The 19,015-nt window shown below is 62.4% G+C and carries 19 protein-coding genes; 5 read left to right on the forward strand and 14 right to left on the reverse strand.

What is annotated here, in order from left to right:
• Positions 1 to 359: 359 nt before the first annotated feature.
• Both recJ and AC3WLP_RS26465 read right to left on the reverse strand, forming a co-directional pair.
• Complete coding sequence (gene recJ, locus AC3WLP_RS26460; RefSeq protein WP_088513354.1) at positions 360 to 2,069, reverse strand: single-stranded-DNA-specific exonuclease RecJ; 1,710 nt, start codon at positions 2,067 to 2,069, stop codon at positions 360 to 362.
• 8 nt (positions 2,070 to 2,077) lie between these two features.
• Positions 2,078 to 2,620, reverse strand: a complete 543-nt coding sequence (locus AC3WLP_RS26465) for a YaeQ family protein (protein WP_003252169.1) — start codon at positions 2,618 to 2,620, stop codon at positions 2,078 to 2,080.
• A 130-nt stretch (positions 2,621 to 2,750) separates the two neighbouring features.
• Between AC3WLP_RS26465 and AC3WLP_RS26470 the strand changes: the two genes are divergently transcribed.
• Together AC3WLP_RS26470 and AC3WLP_RS26475 are read left to right on the forward strand one after the other, a co-directional pair.
• Positions 2,751 to 3,950, forward strand: a complete 1,200-nt coding sequence (locus AC3WLP_RS26470) for a CaiB/BaiF CoA transferase family protein (protein ID WP_010952569.1) — start codon at positions 2,751 to 2,753, stop codon at positions 3,948 to 3,950.
• A gap of 20 nt (positions 3,951 to 3,970) precedes the next feature.
• On the forward strand, positions 3,971 to 4,846 hold the full coding sequence (locus tag AC3WLP_RS26475; RefSeq protein WP_088513353.1) for a TIGR02285 family protein: 876 nt from the start codon (positions 3,971 to 3,973) through the stop codon (positions 4,844 to 4,846).
• A gap of 186 nt (positions 4,847 to 5,032) precedes the next feature.
• On the opposite strand, the gene AC3WLP_RS26480 is transcribed toward AC3WLP_RS26475, so the two are convergent.
• The 6 genes from AC3WLP_RS26480 to xerD form a co-directional block, all read right to left on the reverse strand.
• Entirely contained in the window at positions 5,033 to 5,314 is a 282-nt protein-coding gene (locus tag AC3WLP_RS26480; RefSeq protein ID WP_003252163.1) for a DUF3509 domain-containing protein, read from the reverse strand.
• A gap of 78 nt (positions 5,315 to 5,392) precedes the next feature.
• Positions 5,393 to 5,812, reverse strand: coding sequence for a response regulator (locus tag AC3WLP_RS26485; RefSeq protein ID WP_088513352.1), 420 nt, complete (start codon positions 5,810 to 5,812; stop codon positions 5,393 to 5,395).
• Between the two features lie 130 nt (positions 5,813 to 5,942).
• Positions 5,943 to 7,352: a threonine synthase gene (gene thrC, locus AC3WLP_RS26490; protein WP_003252159.1), complete on the reverse strand. Its 1,410-nt coding sequence runs from the start codon at positions 7,350 to 7,352 to the stop codon at positions 5,943 to 5,945.
• A 59-nt stretch (positions 7,353 to 7,411) separates the two neighbouring features.
• Positions 7,412 to 8,716, reverse strand: a complete 1,305-nt coding sequence (locus tag AC3WLP_RS26495) for a homoserine dehydrogenase (protein WP_003252157.1) — start codon at positions 8,714 to 8,716, stop codon at positions 7,412 to 7,414.
• A gap of 83 nt (positions 8,717 to 8,799) precedes the next feature.
• The gene (locus AC3WLP_RS26500; protein WP_003252155.1) at positions 8,800 to 9,543 is read right to left on the reverse strand and encodes a thioredoxin fold domain-containing protein; all 744 of its coding nucleotides are present in this window, start codon (positions 9,541 to 9,543) and stop codon (positions 8,800 to 8,802) included.
• 153 nt (positions 9,544 to 9,696) lie between these two features.
• Entirely contained in the window at positions 9,697 to 10,593 is an 897-nt protein-coding gene (gene xerD, locus AC3WLP_RS26505) for a site-specific tyrosine recombinase XerD (protein ID WP_003252154.1), read from the reverse strand.
• Positions 10,594 to 10,661: 68 nt separating this feature from the next.
• On the opposite strand from xerD, the gene AC3WLP_RS26510 reads away from it, so the two are divergent.
• Entirely contained in the window at positions 10,662 to 12,467 is a 1,806-nt protein-coding gene (locus AC3WLP_RS26510; RefSeq protein ID WP_088513351.1) for a cation:proton antiporter, read from the forward strand.
• Between the two features lie 3 nt (positions 12,468 to 12,470).
• On the opposite strand, the gene AC3WLP_RS26515 is transcribed toward AC3WLP_RS26510, so the two are convergent.
• The 6 genes from AC3WLP_RS26515 to ffh all read right to left on the reverse strand — a co-directional run bounded on the left by AC3WLP_RS26515 (position 12,471) and on the right by ffh (position 16,551).
• A complete protein-coding gene (locus AC3WLP_RS26515; protein WP_003252150.1) occupies positions 12,471 to 12,878 on the reverse strand; it encodes an acyl-CoA thioesterase in 408 nt (135 codons plus the stop codon).
• Between the two features lie 94 nt (positions 12,879 to 12,972).
• Positions 12,973 to 13,323, reverse strand: coding sequence for a 50S ribosomal protein L19 (gene rplS, locus AC3WLP_RS26520; protein ID WP_003252148.1), 351 nt, complete (start codon positions 13,321 to 13,323; stop codon positions 12,973 to 12,975).
• A gap of 42 nt (positions 13,324 to 13,365) precedes the next feature.
• Positions 13,366 to 14,118, reverse strand: coding sequence for a tRNA (guanosine(37)-N1)-methyltransferase TrmD (gene trmD / locus AC3WLP_RS26525; RefSeq protein ID WP_003252146.1), 753 nt, complete (start codon positions 14,116 to 14,118; stop codon positions 13,366 to 13,368).
• 3 nt (positions 14,119 to 14,121) lie between these two features.
• Positions 14,122 to 14,658 (reverse strand): ribosome maturation factor RimM, encoded by a 537-nt coding sequence (rimM, locus tag AC3WLP_RS26530; RefSeq protein ID WP_003252144.1) that lies wholly within the window; start codon positions 14,656 to 14,658, stop codon positions 14,122 to 14,124.
• A 5-nt stretch (positions 14,659 to 14,663) separates the two neighbouring features.
• Complete coding sequence (rpsP, locus tag AC3WLP_RS26535) at positions 14,664 to 14,915, reverse strand: 30S ribosomal protein S16 (protein WP_003252142.1); 252 nt, start codon at positions 14,913 to 14,915, stop codon at positions 14,664 to 14,666.
• 259 nt (positions 14,916 to 15,174) lie between these two features.
• Positions 15,175 to 16,551, reverse strand: coding sequence for a signal recognition particle protein (gene ffh, locus AC3WLP_RS26540; protein WP_003252139.1), 1,377 nt, complete (start codon positions 16,549 to 16,551; stop codon positions 15,175 to 15,177).
• A 312-nt stretch (positions 16,552 to 16,863) separates the two neighbouring features.
• Here ffh and AC3WLP_RS26545 point away from each other — a divergent pair, with 312 nt between their 5' ends.
• Both AC3WLP_RS26545 and AC3WLP_RS26550 read left to right on the forward strand, forming a co-directional pair.
• Positions 16,864 to 17,673, forward strand: coding sequence for a cytochrome C assembly family protein (locus AC3WLP_RS26545; protein ID WP_003252138.1), 810 nt, complete (start codon positions 16,864 to 16,866; stop codon positions 17,671 to 17,673).
• A 9-nt stretch (positions 17,674 to 17,682) separates the two neighbouring features.
• Positions 17,683 to 18,888 (forward strand): transporter associated domain-containing protein, encoded by a 1,206-nt coding sequence (locus AC3WLP_RS26550; RefSeq protein WP_088513350.1) that lies wholly within the window; start codon positions 17,683 to 17,685, stop codon positions 18,886 to 18,888.
• Positions 18,889 to 19,015: the final 127 nt, after the last annotated feature.

The raw sequence follows: 19,015 nt of genomic DNA on the forward strand, positions 1-19,015 counted from the left end.
AGGTTCCATGGGATTTTGGGTGGGGTGTGGGGTGCGGGTGTCAGGCTCTAAGGTGATGTCGCCGGTGAGATCGAGCGCCGCCCGCGCGGCGCATCGCGACGCAAGGCTCCCACATTTGTTGCAACGTGCCAATCCTGCAAGGCCATGGTTGCGCGCCTTGTCGGTCTGACGATGCCTGTGCGTTGTCGCTGTTATCGCCCCCCCCAGCCTTCAGTCATGCGCCAAGGCTGACAACCATGGCCTCACAGACATGGCCACGTTGCAACAAATGTGGGAGCGGCCTTGCGTCGCGATGCGCCGCGCGGGCGGCGCTGGATTTCCGCTACACCACAAGAATCAAGGCAAGCCCCGCAAAACCGTCAGCGCGGCTCCATGTGGGCAATCATCAACTGCACACTTTCATTGCCGCGAAACTCGTTCACATCCAGTTTGTACGCCAACTCGACCCAACGCACGGTCGGGTTCGGCCACACTTCGCGATCGACGCCGAAGGCAATGCCATCCAGCCGTACCGAGCCACACTCGCTCTTGAGCACCACCTTCAGGTGCCGCTCGCCAACCACACGCTGCTCCACCAGCTGGAACACGCCATGGAACAATGGCTCAGGGAAGTGTTGGCCCCATGGGCCGGCATGGCGCAGGGCCTTGGCCAGGTCGAGGTGGAACTCCTCTACCGCCAGGCTGCCGTCGGACAACAGCCGGCCGGTCAGGTCTTCTTCGCGCAGTTGACGCCGCACCTCTTCGTCGAAGGCCTCGGCGAATGCCGGGAAGTTGCCTTCTGGCAACGACAAACCGGCAGCCATGGCGTGGCCGCCGAACTTGCTGATCAGGTGCGGGTGGCGCGCGGCCACGGCATCCAGCGCATCGCGAATATGGAGCCCCGGCACCGAGCGCGCCGAACCTTTGAGCATGCCGTCGCCAGCATCAGCGAACGCAATGGTCGGCCGGTGGTAACGTTCCTTCAGACGCGAAGCCAGAATACCGATCACCCCTTGGTGCCAATCGGCATCGAACAGGCACAAGCCGTAGGGCATGGACTCGACCGGCAGGTCCTTGAGCTGGGCCAGGGCCTCGCGCTGCATGCCCTGCTCGATGGATTTGCGGTCCTGGTTCAGGTCGTCCAGCTGCTGGGCCATGTCCTGGGCCAACGCCGCGTCTTCGCACAGCAGGCATTCGATACCCAGGCTCATGTCGTCCAGCCGCCCTGCGGCGTTCAACCGCGGGCCGAGGATGAAACCGAGGTCGGTCGAGGTGATGCGCCGGTGATCACGGCGGGCCACTTCGAGAATGGCCTTCAGCCCTGGTCGGGCTCGGCCGGCGCGGATGCGCTCGAGGCCTTGGTGCACCAGGATGCGGTTGTTGGCATCCAGCGGCACCACGTCAGCAACACTGCCCAGCGCCACCAGATCGAGCAGCTCGCCAATGTTCGGCTGTGGCTGCGCCTCGTAGCGCCCAAGGCTGCGCAAGCGAGCGCGCAGGGCCATCAACACATAGAAGATCACCCCTACCCCGGCCAGTGACTTGCTCGGAAAGCTGCAGCCCGGCTGGTTGGGGTTGATGATGGCATCGGCATCGGGCAACTGCTCGCCCGGCAGGTGGTGGTCGGTGACCAGCACCTTGAGCCCGGCGGCCTTGGCGGCCGCCACCCCGTCGACACTGGAAATGCCGTTGTCCACGGTAATCAGCAACTGCGGCTGGCGCTGCAGCGCCACCTCGACGATTTCCGGGGTCAGGCCGTAGCCATACTCGAAGCGGTTGGGCACCAGGTAATCGACATGGGCCGCACCCAGCAGGCGCAGGCCCAGCACCCCGACGGTGCTGGCGGTGGCACCGTCGGCATCGAAGTCGCCGACGATGAGGATGCGCTGGCGCTGGTCGATCGCTTCGACCAGCAGGTCCACACCGGCCTCGATGCCCTTGAGCTGCTGGTACGGCAGCAGGCGTGCCAGGCTCTTGTCCAGTTCGGCCTCGCTCTGCACGCCGCGCGCGGCGTAAAGGCGGGTCAGCAAGGGTGGCAGGTTACCCAGAAATGGCAGGGTCGGCGGCAGCGGACGAGGTTCGATACGCATGGGTTGCTTCAACCACGCTCACCGAGCAGCCACTGCAGTTGTACTTCATGCTGGCCACGGTCATCAGTCACGAATACCGTACCTTCACTGATCATCACGTCCCACTTGATGCTACGCGGCATGTCGGTCGCCAGGGTTTCCAGCACCTCTTGCGGCACAGCGGCAATGCTCAGGTTTTTCAGGTTCTTGACCGCGCTCACCACTTTACCCTCCCACACTCGCAGGCTGCCGTAAGCCAGCAAGCTGGTGCGTTCGGTACGACGCGAGCACCAGGTCAGACGATCGGCATCGGGCTGGCCAACTTCAATCCAGTGCAGCACGCGATCGTCCAGGCTCTTTTCCCACAGCGCTGGCTCATCGACATCCGACAGGCCGCGGCCAAACGACAAGTTCTCGTTGTACCAGAGCGCGTACGCCAACAAACGAACTGCCATGCGCTCTTCGGTTTCCGAAGGGTGCCGAGCGATAGTCTGTTTGACGCTTTCGTAGACGTTGCGATCAAGGTCGGTGAGATTCAATTCGAACTTGTAGGTGGTGGACGGCTGGGCCATGGTCGACGGGCTTCGTGCAAAAGAAAGTGGCACAGTCTACCCCATCCGCACCTTCCATGCCCCGCAGCAGTACCCGGCGTAACCGACGTGTGATAAAACCACGGCTCTGCCCAACTGCCACGGACACCCCATGTCGACGCCCAGCAAACCCCTCGCCGGCCTTAAAGTTGTCGAACTCGGTACCCTGATCGCCGGGCCGTTCGCCTCGCGTATCTGTGCCGAATTCGGCGCCGAAGTGGTCAAGGTCGAATCGCCCGATGGCGGCGACCCGCTGCGCAAGTGGCGCAAGCTGTACGAGGGCACCTCGCTGTGGTGGTTCGTGCAGGCCCGCAACAAGCAGTCGCTCACCCTCAACCTCAAGCACCCCGAGGGCCGCGATATCCTCAAACGCCTGCTCGCCGAGGCCGACATCCTGATCGAAAACTTTCGCCCGGGCGTGCTGGAAAAACTTGGTTTGGGGTGGGATGTGCTGCATGCGCTGAACCCGCGCCTGGTGATGGTGCGCCTGTCGGGCTTTGGCCAGACCGGGCCGATGAAAGACCAGCCAGGCTTCGGTGCCGTAGGCGAGTCGATGGGCGGCCTGCGCTACATCACCGGTTTCGATGACCGCCCGCCAGTGCGCACCGGGATTTCCATCGGGGACTCGATTGCCGCCCTGTGGGGGGTGATCGGCGCGCTGATGGCGCTGCGCCACCGGGAAGTCAATGGCGGCCAGGGGCAGGTGGTGGACGTGGCACTGTACGAGGCGATCTTTGCCATGATGGAGAGCATGGTCCCGGAATTCGATGTGTTCGGCTTCATCCGCGAACGCACCGGCAACATCATGCCAGGCATCACGCCCTCCTCCATCCACACAAGCGCCGACGGCAAGCATGTACAGATCGGCGCCAACGGTGATGCGATCTTCAAGCGCTTTATGCAGGCCATCGGTCGCGATGACCTCGCCAACGACCCGACCCTGGCCAGCAACGACGGCCGCGACCTGCGTCGTGACGAGCTGTACGGGGTAATCGACCGCTGGGCCAACAGCCTGCCACTGGAGCAACTGATGCAGGTGCTGACCACTGCCGAAGTGCCGGCCAGCCGTATCTATTCGGCCGAAGACATGTTCAACGACCCCCAGTACCTGGCACGCGAGATGTTCCTGCAGGCCAAGCTGCCGGATGGCAAGCCATTCCACATGCCCGGCATCGTGCCCAAGCTGTCGGAAACACCCGGCTCTAGCGAATGGGTCGGCCCGGCCTTGGGCGAGCATACCGAGGCGCTGCTCGGCAGCCTGGGCTACGACGCAGCGGCCATCGCCAGCCTGCGCGCAGCGGGCACGGTCTGATCCTGGCGCTGACCGGTTCCATGTGCGCGCCCCGCTGCCTACGCCACCTGGTCCTGCTCTGCGGGCTGCTACCTGCGTTGCTGTTGCAGCCCGCACATGCCAAGGAGCACCTCTTCTGGCTGGTACGCGACCTGCCACCGTTCACCATTTTTGATGGCCCGGAAGAAGGCCGGGGGGTCATCGACCAGTTGTTACCGCTGCTGATAAGGCAGATGCCCGAGTACGAACACAGCATCGTGCGGGTCAACCGCGCCCGCAGCCTCCAAATGCTGCAAGACCGTGACACCTTCACCTGCGACCCAACCCTGCTGTGGACACCGGAACGGGCCAAATATGTGCATTTTTCTGTTCCATCGCTGGGCGTGCTCAGCGGCGGCCTGGTGTTGCGCAAGGAAAACCAGGCGCTGGTGGCACCCTACCTCAACGGCCAGCAGGTAGACCTGCATGGCCTGCTGAGCAAGGCGCCGCTAAAGCTGGGGATTGTCGCGGAACGCAGCTATGGCACGCAGATTGACAGCATCTTGCGCCAGTTACCCGACAGCGCGCTCAGCCGCCACTACGGCAACGAGGCCACCGCCAACCTGCTGCAGATGCAGCAGTTGGGGCGCCTGCGCCTGGTGCTCGGCTACTGGCCTGAAGTGCGCTACCTGATCCAACAACAAGGCGGGTCACTGGCTGACTACCAGTTTCATACTGTGCAGGGCGTGGATCGCTACCAGTTTCTGCATGTGGGCTGTTCAGACAGCGAATTGGGGCGTGCGGCAGTTGCCCACATCGACCAGTTGCTGCCCACCCTGCGCCGGGATGTGTTGCCAGGGTTGTATGCCCGCTGGCTGGACCTGGCATTGCGGGAGGACTATCTGGAGGAAAGCCGGCGTTTCTTTGAGGACAAATAAGCCTAGCCGGTCTGCACGGTCGTTGCAGGAGCAGCCGAGGGATACGTGCCTGCCCAGAAAAAGAAACCCCAGGCGCTGGGGAAGACGCCCGGGGCCAAGCGAAAGCCCTTGAGGACTTCCCGTGACAGCCTTGCCGGCGCCGGAGCAAAGCACTGGCTGGCTGCCCTACACTGTCTGATAGGCCACTCAGGCAAAGGTTCCCTGCGGTTGTTGGCGATGCTGCAATGCCGCGATCACACAAGGCTGCAACCGCCCCTCAGCTATCTGCAGGTCTCGGTGCAAGCCGTCCACAAGGTCGATCAGCAGGCGTTGCTCCTGCAATTGGCGCTCGCTGACCGTGCGCCGCAAGGTAATACCTGAGAGAGGGTCGTGAACGGTCAGTTGACGATTACCACTGGGATCGGCGATGCCGAGGTGGGTTTGATAGGGCGTCAGGGCTTCGTTGAGCAGGCTGCAGATTCTTTCCATCCGGATCACTCGCTGCGTGGTGGGACCTAAAGTAACTGACCAGCAGGCGCCGCAGAAAGTTCGTCAAGCGCGCCCGCTTCAGTGAGCATGCGGGGCTGGCATGACAGTTTGAATACGCGACCCTGGGCGCACCTGCAGTGTTTGCAAGGCGTGCTGCAGGCGTGGCATCGACAGCGGCCAGGGCAACTCGTCGAGCACCCACATGCCACATTTTCTGGCCTCCTGGGCAAGGTTTTGACGCGTTGGGGCAGGCCGGCCGACGAACAGCAATGCGCGCACTCGTCGCTGCTGGGCGAGCAAAGCAAGGCCGGCCCGGGCTGGCATGGCGTGGTCAAGGATCAGCAAGTCAGGGCGACGCTCAGCGCAGAGGCAGGCGTCGAGGTCAGCGACGCTTTCGCTGATGCGCACGTTGAAGACGCCTTGGCCATTGAGGGCCTGGTGCAAGAGGATCTGGTGGGATGGGCGAGCCTGGTGAATCAACACATAGGGCTGGTGCATGAGCCGCTCCTGATGGGAGGACCGGCTAATTTATGCTTGGCGCTCGGCAGGCCGAATAGGATGTTTCTGATAGACCGGAGGGAAAAGGCTGAGACGTTGGGGCTGCGCTGCAGCCCCAAACGCCATGCAATTACAGCGGCTTGCCGCGGTTGCCATGCTGGCTGACAAAGCCCTGTACAGCCTTCAGGTCATTGGCCAGGACCGTGCAACGCTCTTCACGGCTGAACAGGTCGCTGAGGTGCGCGGGTAGCTCCAGCGCCTTGCCCACACCGGCCTTCTCCACCGCGTCCGGGAACTTGACCGGGTGCGCGGTACCCAGCACCACCATTGGCGTGTCCAGGCTGCGGCGGCACTCGCGGGCAGCCTTCACGCCGATTGCGGTATGCGGGTCGAGCACTTCACCGGTGGCGGCGAACACTTCTGCGATGGTCTCGCAGGTTTGCTCGTCGCTGACAGCCAGCGAGTCGAACAGTTTGCGGGCTTCGGTCCAGCGGTCTTGCTCGACGCTGAAGCCGCCACCTTGCTTGAAGTTGGCCATCAGCTCGGCAATCGCACCACCGTTGCGGCCATGCAGGTCGAACAGCAGGCGCTCGAAGTTGGACGAGACCATGATGTCCATCGACGGCGACAGGGTCGCGTGCAGGGTTTCCTTGACGTACTGGTTGCCGCTCATGAAGCGGTGCAGGATGTCGTTGCGGTTGGTGGCGACGATCAATTGGCTGACCGGCAGGCCCATGTTGCGCGCCAGGTAGCCGGCGAAGATGTCGCCGAAGTTGCCGGTCGGTACCGAGAACGCCACCGAGCGCGCCGGGCCACCCAGCTGCAGGGCTGCATGGAAGTAGTAGACGATCTGGGCCATGATCCGCGCCCAGTTGATCGAGTTGACGGCGACCAGGCGGGTGCCCTTGAGGAACGACTGGTCGGCGAAACTGGCCTTGACCATTTCCTGGCAGTCGTCGAAGTTGCCTTCGATGGCGATGTTGTGGATGTTGTCGCCAAAGATGGTAGTCATCTGGCGGCGCTGCACTTCCGATACACGCTGGTGCGGGTGCAGGATGAAGATGTCGACGTTGTCGCAACGGCGGCAGCCTTCGATTGCAGCGGAACCGGTATCACCGCTGGTGGCACCGATGATGACCACGCGCTCGTTGCGCTTGGCCAGCACATGGTCAAGCAGGCGACCGAGCAACTGCAGGGCAAAGTCCTTGAACGCCAGGGTCGGGCCGTGGAACAGCTCCAGCACCCACTCGTTGCTGTTCAGCTGACGCAACGGGGCGACCGCAGCGTGGGCGAACTCGCCGTAGGTTTCTTCGAGGATCTTCTTGAAATCGGCGTCGGCGATGCTGCCCTCGACGAACGGACGCATCACGCGGAAGGCCAGCTCGTGGTAGGGCAAGCCGGCCCACGAGGCGATTTCTTCCTGGGTGAAGCGTGGCAGGTTTTCCGGCACGTAGAGGCCGCCGTCGCTGGCCAGGCCAGCCAGCAGCACGTCTTCGAAATTCAGGGCCGGTGCCTGGCCGCGGGTACTGATATAGCGCATGGGTGCAAACCTTCGATGCTGGGGCCGGGGCCGCGCGGGCGGCCCATCGGCAATATTTGTTAGTTGAGCTGCTCGACGCGAATGCGCACAACCTTGCCGACCACGTCCTGCAGGGCTTCCAGGGCGACGATGGCGTCATTGATACGCTGCTCGACCACGCCATGGGTCACCAGGATCATTGGCACCAGGCCGTCCTGTTCCTCGGCTTCCTTCTGCATGATCGACTCGATGTTGATACCGCGCTCCGAGAGGATGCTGGCGACCTGGGCCAGTACGCCCGGGTGATCCTTGGCCTGGATGCGCAGGTAGTAAGCGCTTTCGCAGGCTTCGATCGGCAGGATCGGGTGGGCCGACAGCGAGTCTGGCTGGAAGGCCAGGTGCGGCACACGGTTTTCCGGGTCGGAGGTCATGGCACGGACCACGTCGACCAGGTCGCCGACCACTGACGAAGCGGTAGGCTCCATACCCGCGCCGGCACCGTAGTACAGGGTGGAGCCGGCAGCATCACCGTTGACCATGACAGCGTTCATCACGCCGTTGACGTTGGCGATCAGACGGTCGGCCGGGATCAGCGTCGGGTGCACGCGCAGCTCGATACCTTCGGCGGTGCGACGCGCCACGCCCAGGTGCTTGATGCGGTAGCCCAACGCCTCGGCGTAGTTCACGTCTGCCGTTGTCAGCTGGGTGATACCTTCGGTGTAGGCCTTGTCGAACTGCAGCGGGATACCGAACGCGATGGACGCCAGGATCGTCAGCTTGTGCGCAGCGTCAATGCCTTCTACGTCAAAGGTCGGGTCGGCTTCGGCGTAGCCCAGCGCTTGAGCTTCGGCCAGCACGTCCGGGAAGGCACGGCCCTTCTCACGCATTTCGGTGAGGATGAAGTTGCCAGTGCCGTTGATGATGCCAGCCAGCCAGTTGATGCGGTTGGCCGACAGGCCTTCGCGGATGGCCTTGATCACCGGGATGCCACCGGCTACGGCCGCCTCGAAAGCGACAATCACGCCCTTCTCGCGAGCTTTGGCGAAGATTTCGTTGCCGTGCACGGCAATCAGCGCCTTGTTGGCAGTGACCACGTGCTTGCCGTTTTCGATGGCCTTCAGCACCAGGTCGCGGGCGATGGTATAGCCACCGATCAGCTCGATGACAATGTCGATCTCCGGGTTGCTTGCAACTTCGAACACGTCAGCGGTAATGGGGGTACCGGTAATCTGGCAGTTCGGGTTCTGCGAGCGCATGGCGATCTGTGCCACTTCAATACCGCGCCCGGCACGGCGGGCAATCTCCTCGGCGTTGCGCTGAAGTACATTGAAGGTTCCGCCACCGACGGTCCCCAACCCACAGATGCCTACTTTGACCGGTTTCACTGTGAACTCCCCATTGAACGGCCGACACGTTTGCCGACCGTGAAACTTGCCGTCACCCCATGACGACGGCGTACTGAACTGGATTACTTGGCAAGTGCCAGCTTGGCGACCTGCGGTGCCGGCTGGTAGCCCGGAATGACCTGGCCGCTTTCAAGAACAATGGCCGGCGTGCCGTTGACACCGATCGACTGACCCAGCTGGAACTGCTTGCTGACCGGGTTGGTGCACTTGGCGGCCTTGATTTCTTCACCTTCGACCATTTTGTCCATCGCCCCACGGCGGTCGCTGGAGCACCACACCGCCTGCAACTGCTGGTCACCCGCCGAACCGAGGCCCTGACGCGGGAAGGCGACATAGCGCACTTCGATACCGCGACGGTTCAACTCAGGCACTTCGGCGTGCAGTTTGTGGCAGTACGGGCAGGTAGTGTCGGTGAACACGGTGATGTGCGACTTGGTCTCGCCTTTGGCAGGATAAACCACCATCTCGGCGGCTGGAATGCCGTTGATGAGCTTGGCGATACCTTGGCGTTCGGTTTTTTCGGTGAGGTTGACCGGCTTGCCGTCCTGGATCTGGAACAGGTAGCCCTGCATCACGAATTGGCCGTCAGCGCTGGCGTACAGCACGCGGCCGCCCTGCAGCTTGACTTCATACAGGCCGTTGAGCGGGCTGCTGGCCACGCTTTCCACGGGCACTTCCAACTCGAGGTTCTGCAACGATTTACGGATGGCCTGCTCGGCACCGGCGTTGCTATCGGTTGCCGCGGCAACGGCAAAGGTACTGGCCAGCGCCAACGCGGCGGCGGCGAAAAACTGGGTCACGCGCATGGGAACTCCTGAAGGCGGACAGGGGCCGGAGGGCGCCACCTGCGGAAAAAACGCGGTGACCGTGCGGCCCTTGGTGCAAACCGCTCAAGCCTACCACATCACGCTGCCAGTGAAGGGGGTCGCAAGGACCGGTCGGCGGAACATGAAAAACATTCATCCACGCGGGTGGTGCTGGGCGTGCAACTGCTGCAGGCGGGCCTTGGCGACGTGGGTATAGATCTGCGTGGTCGACAGGTCACTGTGGCCCAGCAGCATCTGCACCACCCGCAAGTCGGCACCGTGGTTGAGCAGGTGGGTGGCGAAGGCATGCCGCAGGGTGTGCGGCGACAGCGGCTTGTCGATGCCGGCAACCCGTGCGTGGTGTTTGATACGGTGCCAGAAGGTCTGGCGCGTCATCTGCTCGCCGCGCTGACTGGGGAACAGCACGTCGCTGGGTCGGCCATTGAGCAGTTCGGCGCGACCATCGCGCTGGTAGCGCTCCAACCACACCACCGCCTCTTCACCCATGGGCACCAGGCGCTCCTTGCTGCCCTTGCCCATCACCCGCAGCACACCCTGGCGCAGGTTGACCTGGTCGAGGGTCAGGCTGACCAGTTCGGTAACCCGAAGGCCGCACGCGTAGAGCACTTCGAGCATGGCACGGTCGCGTTGGCCAATGGCTTCGCCCAGGTCCGGAGCCTGCAACAGGGCTTCGACGTCGGCTTCGGACAGCGACTTGGGTAGCGGCTTGCCCAATTGCGGCATGTCGACCTGCAGGGTCGGGTCGATGGCCACCAGCTTTTCCCGCAGCAGGTAACGGAAAAAGCCGCGCAGGCCGGAGAGGAAACGCGCCGTGGAACGTGGCTTGTAGCCCTGATCCAGGCGCCAGGCCAGGTGATCGAGGATCAGGTCGCGGCCGGCGTCCGGCAGCGATACCGAATGCTCCTGCAGCCAGCCATTGAACAGGGCCAGGTCGCTGCGGTAGGACACGCGGGTGTTGTCGGACAGGCCTTTTTCCAGCCATAGGGCGTCAAGGAACTGGTCGATCAGGGGGTGGTCGAGGGCGGGCATGAAATCTCGGTGGCAAACGACGAAATGGCGCTTAGTCTTTCATAACAACGTCGGCATAGGGAGCCCGCATGAGCGAACAGCAGATCCTTCTGAGTGTGGGCGGCATCGGCGCAGCAGCGCTCGCCTGCCAGTGGCTGGCCTGGCGCCTGAAGCTGCCGGCGATTCTGTTTCTGTTGTTGGCCGGGATCCTTGCCGGCCCGGCGCTGGGATGGCTCGACCCCGAGGCGCTGTTCGGTCCATTGCTGATGCCGCTGGTGTCGCTGGCGGTGGCGCTGATCCTGTTCGAAGGCAGCCTGACCCTGCACCTGTCGCAGTGGCGCGAGATCGGCAGCGTGGTGCATCGCCTGGTCACGGTGGGTGCACTTGTCACCTGGCTGGTGATTGCACTGGCAACCCACTGGCTGCTCGGGTTCGACTGGCCGCTGGCGATTCTTTTCGGCACCCTGACGCTGGTGACCGGCCCCACGGTGATCGTGCCGATGCTGCGCGTGGTGCGGCCAAAGTCTGCGATCGCGAACATCCTGCGCTGGGAAGGGATCATGATCGACCCCATCGGCGCACTGCTCGCCGTGGTGGTATACAGCTTCATCATCGCCAGCGCCGAGGGTAACGGCCTGAGCCAGAGCCTTATCACTTTTGCCGGTGTGATCTTCTGCGGTACCGCCCTGGGCGCGGCAGGGGGCTGGGTACTGGGGCAAATCATGCGCGAACAGTGGCTACCAGAATATCTGCACAATCTCGCGTCTTTGGCGGCGGTACTGGGCATTTTCATCGCCGCCAACCAGATCGTGCACGAGTCCGGGCTGCTGGCGGTGACCGTGATGGGCATGTGGCTGGCCAACATGCGCGGGGTTGATGTGCGCCAAATCCTGCACTTCAAGGAAAACCTCAGTGTGCTGCTGATCTCCGGCCTGTTCATCCTGCTGGCTGCACGCCTTGACCTGCATGCCCTGCTGGGCCTTGGCCCTGCTGTGCTGGCATTGTTGCTGGTGATCCAGCTGCTGGCACGTCCGCTCAATGTTTGGCTGGCCACACTGGGCTCGACACTCAACTGGCGGGAGCGCGCGCTGCTGGCCTGGATTGCGCCACGCGGCATCGTTGCTGCGGCCGTTTCCGCTATTTTTGCCATCCGTCTGCACCAAGCCGGCCACCAGGATGCCTTGCTGCTGGTACCGTTGACCTTCGCGGTAATCATTGGCACGGTGGTACTGCAAAGCGCCACGGCCAGGCCGCTGGCACGCTTGCTCAAGGTCGCCGAACCGGCACCCAGCGGGTTTCTCATCGTCGGTGCCAACGAACCGGCCCGGGCTATCGCCAAAGCCCTTCAACAATTGGGCTGCCGGGTTTTGCTGACGGACTCCAGTTGGGAAAACATCCGCGCCGCACGCATGGACGGGCTCACGACCTACTTTGGCAACCCGGCCTCGCAGCATGCCGACGCCCATCTGGACCTGGTCGGCCTCGGGCACTTGCTGGGCCTCTCTCCCGCCGGCGAAATCAATGCCCTGGCCTGCGCCAGGTTCCGTCATGATTTCGGCCACAGCCGGCTGTTCGTGCTAGCCAGTGGCCTGGAGAAACAACGTAGCGACAAGCATCGGGCGGCCGAAGAACACCGTGGGCATCTATTGGGGGCTAAGCCGATGACCTACCTGCAACTGGCCAACCGTCTGCATCAAGGCGCCGAGCTGTATAGCACCAACCTGACCGAAGGCTTTGGCTGGGATGCCTACCAGGCACTGCATGGCGAACGGGCACACTTGCTGTTCGCGCGCGATGGCCATGGCTGGGTCCATGTAGCCAGCCCTGATAACCCGTTGCAGCCACAACCGGGCTGGACCTTGGTGGCATTGATCGAGCCAGCAGCGCAACCGTAATGCTCAGGTGCCTGGTAGCACGGGCACCGGGCGCTTGTCCTCGTCAATGGCGACGAAGCTGAACACCCCATGGATTGCCCGATCACGGCCATCCAGGTACATGTTCTCGACAAACACATCCACCTGCACCTGCAAGCTGGTATTGCCGACCTTGATCACCGTACCCACCAGCTCGACGATCGAGCCCGCCGGAATCGGGTGCTTGAAATCGATACGGTCGGTAGACACGGTCACCAGCGGCAGGCGGCAGAAACGCGTGGCAGCGATGAACGACACTTCGTCCATCCAGGCCAGGGCGGTGCCGCCGAACAGGGTGTTGTGGTGGTTGGTGGTATTGGGGAACACCGCCTTGGTCACGCGGGTAACCGACAGTTCGGTGCGGCGCTGGATTTCCTGGTCTCGGGTCGTCATGGCAATCACATTCTTGGGGTTTCAAAACGCAAAAAAGCAGCCCGAAGGCTGCTTTTTTCTCGCTAGGCGGCCTCGGCCACCGGGCAAACTGCACTCAGGACAGTTTTTCCTTGATGCGAGCGGCTTTGCCGGACAGGTCGCGCAGGTAGTACAGCTTGGCTTTACGCACGTCACCACGACGTTTCACGGCCAGGCTGTCGATTTGCGGGCTGTAGGTCTGGAAGGTACGCTCTACGCCAACGCCGCTGGAGATCTTGCGCACGGTGAAGGCGCTGTTCAGACCGCGGTTACGCTTGGCGATAACGACGCCTTCGAACGCCTGCAGACGGGAACGCTCACCTTCCTTCACTTTAACCTGAACGACAACGGTGTCGCCTGGTGCGAAGGTCGGGATTTCCTTGCTCATCTGCTCGGCTTCGAGCTGCTGGATGATCTTGTTGGTCATGCTGTGCTCCTAAGATGGATACGCGATCCACCATCGATACGTTTAACTATCGTCCCGCTCGCGGAGATATTCCTCGAGCAGCTTCTTCTCTTCTCCAGAAAGCGAGCGACTTTCCAGAAGATCGGCGCGTCGTTCGAAGGTCCTACCAAGGGACTGCTTCATCCTCCAACGCCGGATATGTGCATGGTTGCCACTTAGCAACACGTCGGGAACACGCTGATCCGCATACACCTCAGGCCGGGTGTAGTGCGGGCAATCGAGCAGACCGTCGGTGAAGGAATCTTCTTCCGCCGAGTCCACATGCCCTAAAGCTCCGGGCAGCAGTCGCGTAACCGCATCGATCAGTACCATGGCCGGCAGCTCGCCACCGGAAAGCACATAGTCGCCAATCGACCACTCCTCATCGACATGAGCCTCGATAAAGCGCTCGTCGATGCCTTCATAACGACCGGCGATCAGGATCAATGATTCCTGTTCGGCCAGGCCTTTGACCGCCTGCTGAGTCAGCTTGCGGCCTTGTGGCGAAAGGTAGATCACCTTCGCCGCTGCTCCGGTCGCCTGCCTGGCGCTAACCAAGGCGTCTTCCAGAGGCTTGATTTTCATCACCATGCCCGGACCACCGCCAAACGGCCGATCATCTACCGTGTGGTGACGATCTGTGGTGTAGTCCCGCGGGTTCCAGCAAGTCACCTGAAGCAACCCTTGTTTCACCGCGCGGCTGGTAATGCCGTACTCCGTGATGGCCGAGAACATCTCGGGGAACAACGTGATGACGTCTACGCGAAGGTTACCCATCGTTTAGAAGTCCGCGTCCCATTCGACCCGCATCACGCCTGCTTCGAGGTCGATTGCCAGCACACATTGCTCCGTATAGGGCAACAGACGCTCGCGATCATCCAGGCTGCCTGCGCAGGGCTTGACCACCATTACATCGTTCGCACCGGTCTCCAACAGGTGATCGACCTTGCCGAACAGTTGTTCGTCCTGGTTGATAACCTTCAGACCTACCAACTGGTACCAGTAGTACTCGTCGGCAGCCAGGTTGGGCAAAAGGCTCCGCGGGATGCAGATTTCGTAACCGCTCAGAAGACGGGCTTCATCGCGATCGTCGAGACCTTTCAGCTTCACGACCAGGCCCTTTTGGGAGCCACGACCGCTGACCAGCTCGACCTGCTTTACCTTGCCTTCGTGCCGAAGCGTCCAGCGTGGATAATCCAACAGGTTTTCAATCGGATCGGTAAAGGAATACACCTTCACCTCGCCGCGAACGCCGTGAACCGAAAAAATCTTGCCAACGACGATGAGGTCGTCAGCCTTTTCTGGCGTCGCGTTCATACTATTCAGGCAGCGGCCTTGGCAGCTTCCTTCAGCAGCTGAGCAACACGCTCAGACGGCTGTGCACCCTGGCTCAGCCAGTAGGTGACGCGCTCTTGGTTGACCGACAGCTTAACTTCGGCGCCAGCAGCGATTGGGTTGAAGAAACCTACGCGCTCAACGAAACGGCCGTCACGGGCGTTACGCGAGTTGGTCACGGTCAGGTGGTAGAATGGGCGCTTTTTCGAGCCGCCACGGGCCAGACGAATGGTTACCATGTGAACATCGTTCCTATAGTCGGTGCTGCAGTTGATACAGCAGCTGGTACTGCAAATCTGAATGCCAAATAGGCACACGGGTGCCCAAAAGGCCGCATATTCTCGGGGAATACACGGACATTTGCAAATGACTTTTTCGGCAAGGCCTCGCCCTGCCGTCCAGATTTGCCGGTTGCGCCGCGAAATTCGCGGCTGTTGCCCCGCTACAGCGGGGGTTCTGGGCGCCTGCCCGACAAAAGGCAGGCTCCCGAATCAGGGGTTACAGCTTTGGCATGCCGCCACCTGGCAGCATCCCACCGAGGCCGCGCATCATCTTGGCCATGCCGCCTTTGGCAGAAAACTTCTTCATCATCTTCTGCATCTGCTTGTGCTGCTTGATCAGCCGGCCGATGTCCTGCACCTGGGTACCGGACCCCAACGCAATACGGCGCTTGCGCGAACCGCTGATCAGGTCAGGGTCGCGGCGCTCGGCCGGGGTCATGGAGTTGATGATCGCTTCCATCTGCTTGAACTGCTTTTCGGCCGCGCCCTGGGCGTTGCCCATTTGTGACAGGTTGACCCCGCCGATGCTTGGCAGCTTGTCCATCAGGCCGCCGAGGCCGCCCATGTTCTTCATTTGCTGCAGCTGGTCACGGAAGTCTTCGAGGTCGAAGCCCTTGCCCTTCTTCAGCTTTTTGGCCAGCTTGTCGGCCTTGGCCTTGTCGATGGTCTGCTCAGCCTGCTCGATCAGACTGAGCACGTCGCCCATGCCGAGGATGCGCGAAGCGACGCGGTCGGGGTGGAACGGCTCGAGGGCCTCGGTCTTCTCACCCATACCGATGAACTTGATCGGTTTGCCGGTGATTGCACGTACCGACAGCGCAGCACCGCCACGGGCGTCACCGTCGACCTTGGTCAGCACCACACCGGTCAGCGGCAGCGCCTCGCCAAAGGCCTTGGCGGTGTTGGCAGCGTCCTGGCCGGTCATGGCGTCGACCACGAACAGCGTCTCGATCGGTTTGACGGCAGCGTGCAGCGCCTTGATCTCGTCCATCATGTCGGCGTCGATGTGCAGACGGCCCGCGGTGTCGACGATGACCACGTCGATGAACTTCAGCTTGGCTTCACGGATGGCGGCTTCGGCGATGGCCACCGGCTTCTGGCTGATATCGGACGGGAAGAAGGTGACGCCGATATCGTTGGCCAGTGTTTCCAACTGCTTGATCGCCGCCGGACGATAGACGTCGGCAGACACCACCATCACGCTCTTTTTCTTGCGCTCTTTAAGAAAGCGCGCCAGCTTGCCGGCAGTGGTGGTCTTACCGGCGCCCTGCAGGCCCGCCATCAGCACGACAGCAGGCGGGGCGGCGTTCAGGGCGAGGTCTTCGTTGGCCGCGCCCATCAGGCTTTCCAGCTCGGCCTGGACGATCTTCACGAAAGCCTGGCCCGGGGTCAGGCTGCGCGACACCTCGGTCCCGACCGCACGATCCTTGACGCTGTTGACGAAATCCTTGACGACCGGCAGGGCAACGTCGGCCTCGAGCAGCGCCATGCGCACTTCGCGCAGCGTGTCCTTGATGTTGTCTTCGGTCAGCTTGGCCTTGCCGGTGACATGGCGCAGCGTCTGTGACAGGCGGTCGGTCAGGTTTTCGAACATGGTGATCCTTTCAGGCCCAGTAAAGCCGAGGTTTGTCAGGTGCCAGGGGGGAAATACACACCCGCCGGGCACAGCAAGGCGGCGATTATAGCGAAGTGCAGCGGCGACGCACACCTTGGTAGATATTCGGTGGCTGTGCTGGCCTCTTCGCGGGGGCGCCCGCTCCCGCAGGATCTTCACGGCTTGCAGGCCTGGGCCGTACCGGTGGGGGCGGGCGTGCCCGCGAATGCCCTGACACAACCCTTCAGTCTTCCTAGAGCGGCAGAATCTATGCCAAACTCCGTCTCTTTAAAGGCTCGCCAACCAGGACTTATGGTCTCCTCTCCCAGCCTCATTCCCAACCTGATCGCCGCCGGCCTATATATAGCAGCGGCCATCTACCAGGGCTCTCACCTGGCCCAGGGCCGCAAGGCCGACAAGCGCCTGCTTGGCCTGCTGGGTGCCTTCGCGGTGCTGGCCCAGGCCGGCGCACTGTTCTTCCAGCTGATCACCCCGCTGGGGCTGAGCCTGGACTTCTTCAGCGCCGCCAGCCTAATCGCCGTGGCAGTCATTACCCTGACATTGCTGGCCTGCCTGCGCATACCGGTAGAAAACCTGCTGGTGCTGCTGTTCCCGCTGGGCGCGGTAACGGCACTGCTGGCGCAGTTCGCGCCCCCCGGTACGGTGCCGCTGATCAATGAGGAACCAGGCATCCTTGCGCATATCCTGTTGTCGATCCTGGCCTACGGGCTGTTCACCATCGCGGTGTTCCAGTCGCTGCTGTTGCTGCTGCAGGACCGCCAGCTGAAGAACAAGCACCCGTCCGGGCTGATCCGCAACTTCCCGCCACTGCAGACCATGGAAAGCCTACTGTTCGGCTTCCTCTGGGCCGGTTGGTGCCTGCTGTCGCTGTCGCTGATCTCCGGCTGGCTGTTCCTCGACAACCTGTTTGCCCAGCACCTGGCGCACAAGACCTTGCTGGCCTGTGTCGCCTGGGTGGTGTTCAGCGTGCTGCTGTGGGGACGCACCCGCCTGGGTTGGCGGGGCCACATGGCCATCCGCTGGACGCTGGCCGGTTTCTGCCTGCTGATGCTGGCCTATTTCGGCAGCAAGCTGGTTCGCGAATTCATCTTGCATATCTGACGGCCGCCCATGGACACCCTGCCGTACGCACCGCTATTCGGCACTCTGGCACTGGCCCTTTTGTGGTCAGCACTGTTCACCGCCGTGGATGCTGCCCGCCTGCAGCTCAATGGCGCACTGCGCGCCGGCGAAGATGGCCATCCCGTGCTGCCGGCCCAGGCCTTGGTGCTGTGCGCCAGCCTGGGCAAGCTACTGGTGCTGGGGCTGGCCTGCCTGATGGGCCAGCGCCAGAGCGGCGAGCACGGCTTCTGGCTGGCAGGCCTGGCGGCGACCCTCGCCTTACTGGTGTTTGCCGAATACCTGCCGCGGCGCCTGGCCCGGCGTAACCCGCAGGCGTTTGTGAGCCTTGGCGCCAGCCTGCTGAAAGTGCCTCTCGCACTGCTGCAGCCACTGGCCTGCCTGCTGGACGGCGCCGCCAAGCTCATGCTGCGCCCGTTCCGCGCACAGCCCACCGCTGTGGCCCTGCACACGCAGGATGCCGACGACTTCGATGAGGATGAACCGCACGAAGCGCCTCGCCTTGGCCTGCTCGACGGCTTGCAGTCGTTGGACAAGATCACCGTCAACGACATCCTGGTGCCGCGCAACGAAGTGGATGGCATCAACCTGGACGAGCCGATCGAACGCATCATCGAGCAGTTGATCGTCAGCCGCCACACCCGCCTGCCGGTCTACCACAACGACATCAACCAGGTCGAAGCGATCCTCAACACCAAGCTGATCAGCCACCTGCTGCCCAAGGCCGAGCTGACCCTGGAAGCGCTGCACAGCGCCTGCTACGAACCCTATTTCGTACCGGAAAGCACGCCCCTGCAAATGCAGTTGTTGAACTTCCACAAGCAGCAACGCCGCTTGGGCGTGGTGGTGGACGAGTACGGCGAAGTACTGGGTATCGTCACCCTGGAAGACATTCTCGAAGAGATCGTCGGCGAGTTCGAGGACGAGCAAAGCCTGGAAAACCCACATGTGCATCCGCAACCCGATGGCACCTTCGTCATCGATGGCACCGCTTCGTTACGCGAAATCAACCGCACCCTGAGCTGGCACCTGCCCTGCGACGGCGGGCCGAAAACCCTCAACGGGCTGGTCACCGAAGCGCTGGAAAGCATCCCGGAAAGCGCTGTTTGCCTGAAGATAGGCCGCTATCGCCTGGAAATCCTCGAAACAGAGGACAATTGCGCCAGCAAGGTACTGGTGTGGACCGTGACCCGATAGCTATACTCGGGTCACGCTTACCCAGCCCTGCCGTCACGCCTGCTACCCGCACCCGGCGCTCCACGGCCAGTCCGCTCCACTGATACGCCCTGCGGTCCTGCGTCAACACCCCCGAACAGTACCCGCC

Source organism: Pseudomonas sp. FW305-E2 (assembly GCF_058782925.1).

What these genes read in the sequence shown, in the direction of transcription:
- AC3WLP_RS26510 (WP_088513351.1), top strand. Translation starts at nt 10,662, where the DNA reads ATGAGCGAACAGCAGATCCTTCTGAGTGTGGGCGGCATCGGCGCAGCA.
- thrC (WP_003252159.1), bottom strand. Translation starts at nt 7,352, where the DNA reads ATGCGCTATATCAGTACCCGCGGCCAGGCACCGGCCCTGAATTTCGAA.
- rpsP (WP_003252142.1), bottom strand. Translation starts at nt 14,915, where the DNA reads ATGGTAACCATTCGTCTGGCCCGTGGCGGCTCGAAAAAGCGCCCATTC.
- AC3WLP_RS26515 (WP_003252150.1), bottom strand. Translation starts at nt 12,878, where the DNA reads ATGACGACCCGAGACCAGGAAATCCAGCGCCGCACCGAACTGTCGGTT.
- recJ (WP_088513354.1), bottom strand. Translation starts at nt 2,069, where the DNA reads ATGCGTATCGAACCTCGTCCGCTGCCGCCGACCCTGCCATTTCTGGGT.
- rplS (WP_003252148.1), bottom strand. Translation starts at nt 13,323, where the DNA reads ATGACCAACAAGATCATCCAGCAGCTCGAAGCCGAGCAGATGAGCAAG.
- AC3WLP_RS26475 (WP_088513353.1), top strand. Translation starts at nt 3,971, where the DNA reads ATGTGCGCGCCCCGCTGCCTACGCCACCTGGTCCTGCTCTGCGGGCTG.
- AC3WLP_RS26545 (WP_003252138.1), top strand. Translation starts at nt 16,864, where the DNA reads ATGGTCTCCTCTCCCAGCCTCATTCCCAACCTGATCGCCGCCGGCCTA.
- AC3WLP_RS26480 (WP_003252163.1), bottom strand. Translation starts at nt 5,314, where the DNA reads ATGGAAAGAATCTGCAGCCTGCTCAACGAAGCCCTGACGCCCTATCAA.
- AC3WLP_RS26470 (WP_010952569.1), top strand. Translation starts at nt 2,751, where the DNA reads ATGTCGACGCCCAGCAAACCCCTCGCCGGCCTTAAAGTTGTCGAACTC.
- AC3WLP_RS26500 (WP_003252155.1), bottom strand. Translation starts at nt 9,543, where the DNA reads ATGCGCGTGACCCAGTTTTTCGCCGCCGCCGCGTTGGCGCTGGCCAGT.
- AC3WLP_RS26550 (WP_088513350.1), top strand. Translation starts at nt 17,683, where the DNA reads ATGGACACCCTGCCGTACGCACCGCTATTCGGCACTCTGGCACTGGCC.
- trmD (WP_003252146.1), bottom strand. Translation starts at nt 14,118, where the DNA reads ATGGGTAACCTTCGCGTAGACGTCATCACGTTGTTCCCCGAGATGTTC.
- ffh (WP_003252139.1), bottom strand. Translation starts at nt 16,551, where the DNA reads ATGTTCGAAAACCTGACCGACCGCCTGTCACAGACGCTGCGCCATGTC.
- AC3WLP_RS26465 (WP_003252169.1), bottom strand. Translation starts at nt 2,620, where the DNA reads ATGGCCCAGCCGTCCACCACCTACAAGTTCGAATTGAATCTCACCGAC.
- AC3WLP_RS26485 (WP_088513352.1), bottom strand. Translation starts at nt 5,812, where the DNA reads ATGCACCAGCCCTATGTGTTGATTCACCAGGCTCGCCCATCCCACCAG.
- xerD (WP_003252154.1), bottom strand. Translation starts at nt 10,593, where the DNA reads ATGCCCGCCCTCGACCACCCCCTGATCGACCAGTTCCTTGACGCCCTA.
- rimM (WP_003252144.1), bottom strand. Translation starts at nt 14,658, where the DNA reads ATGAACGCGACGCCAGAAAAGGCTGACGACCTCATCGTCGTTGGCAAG.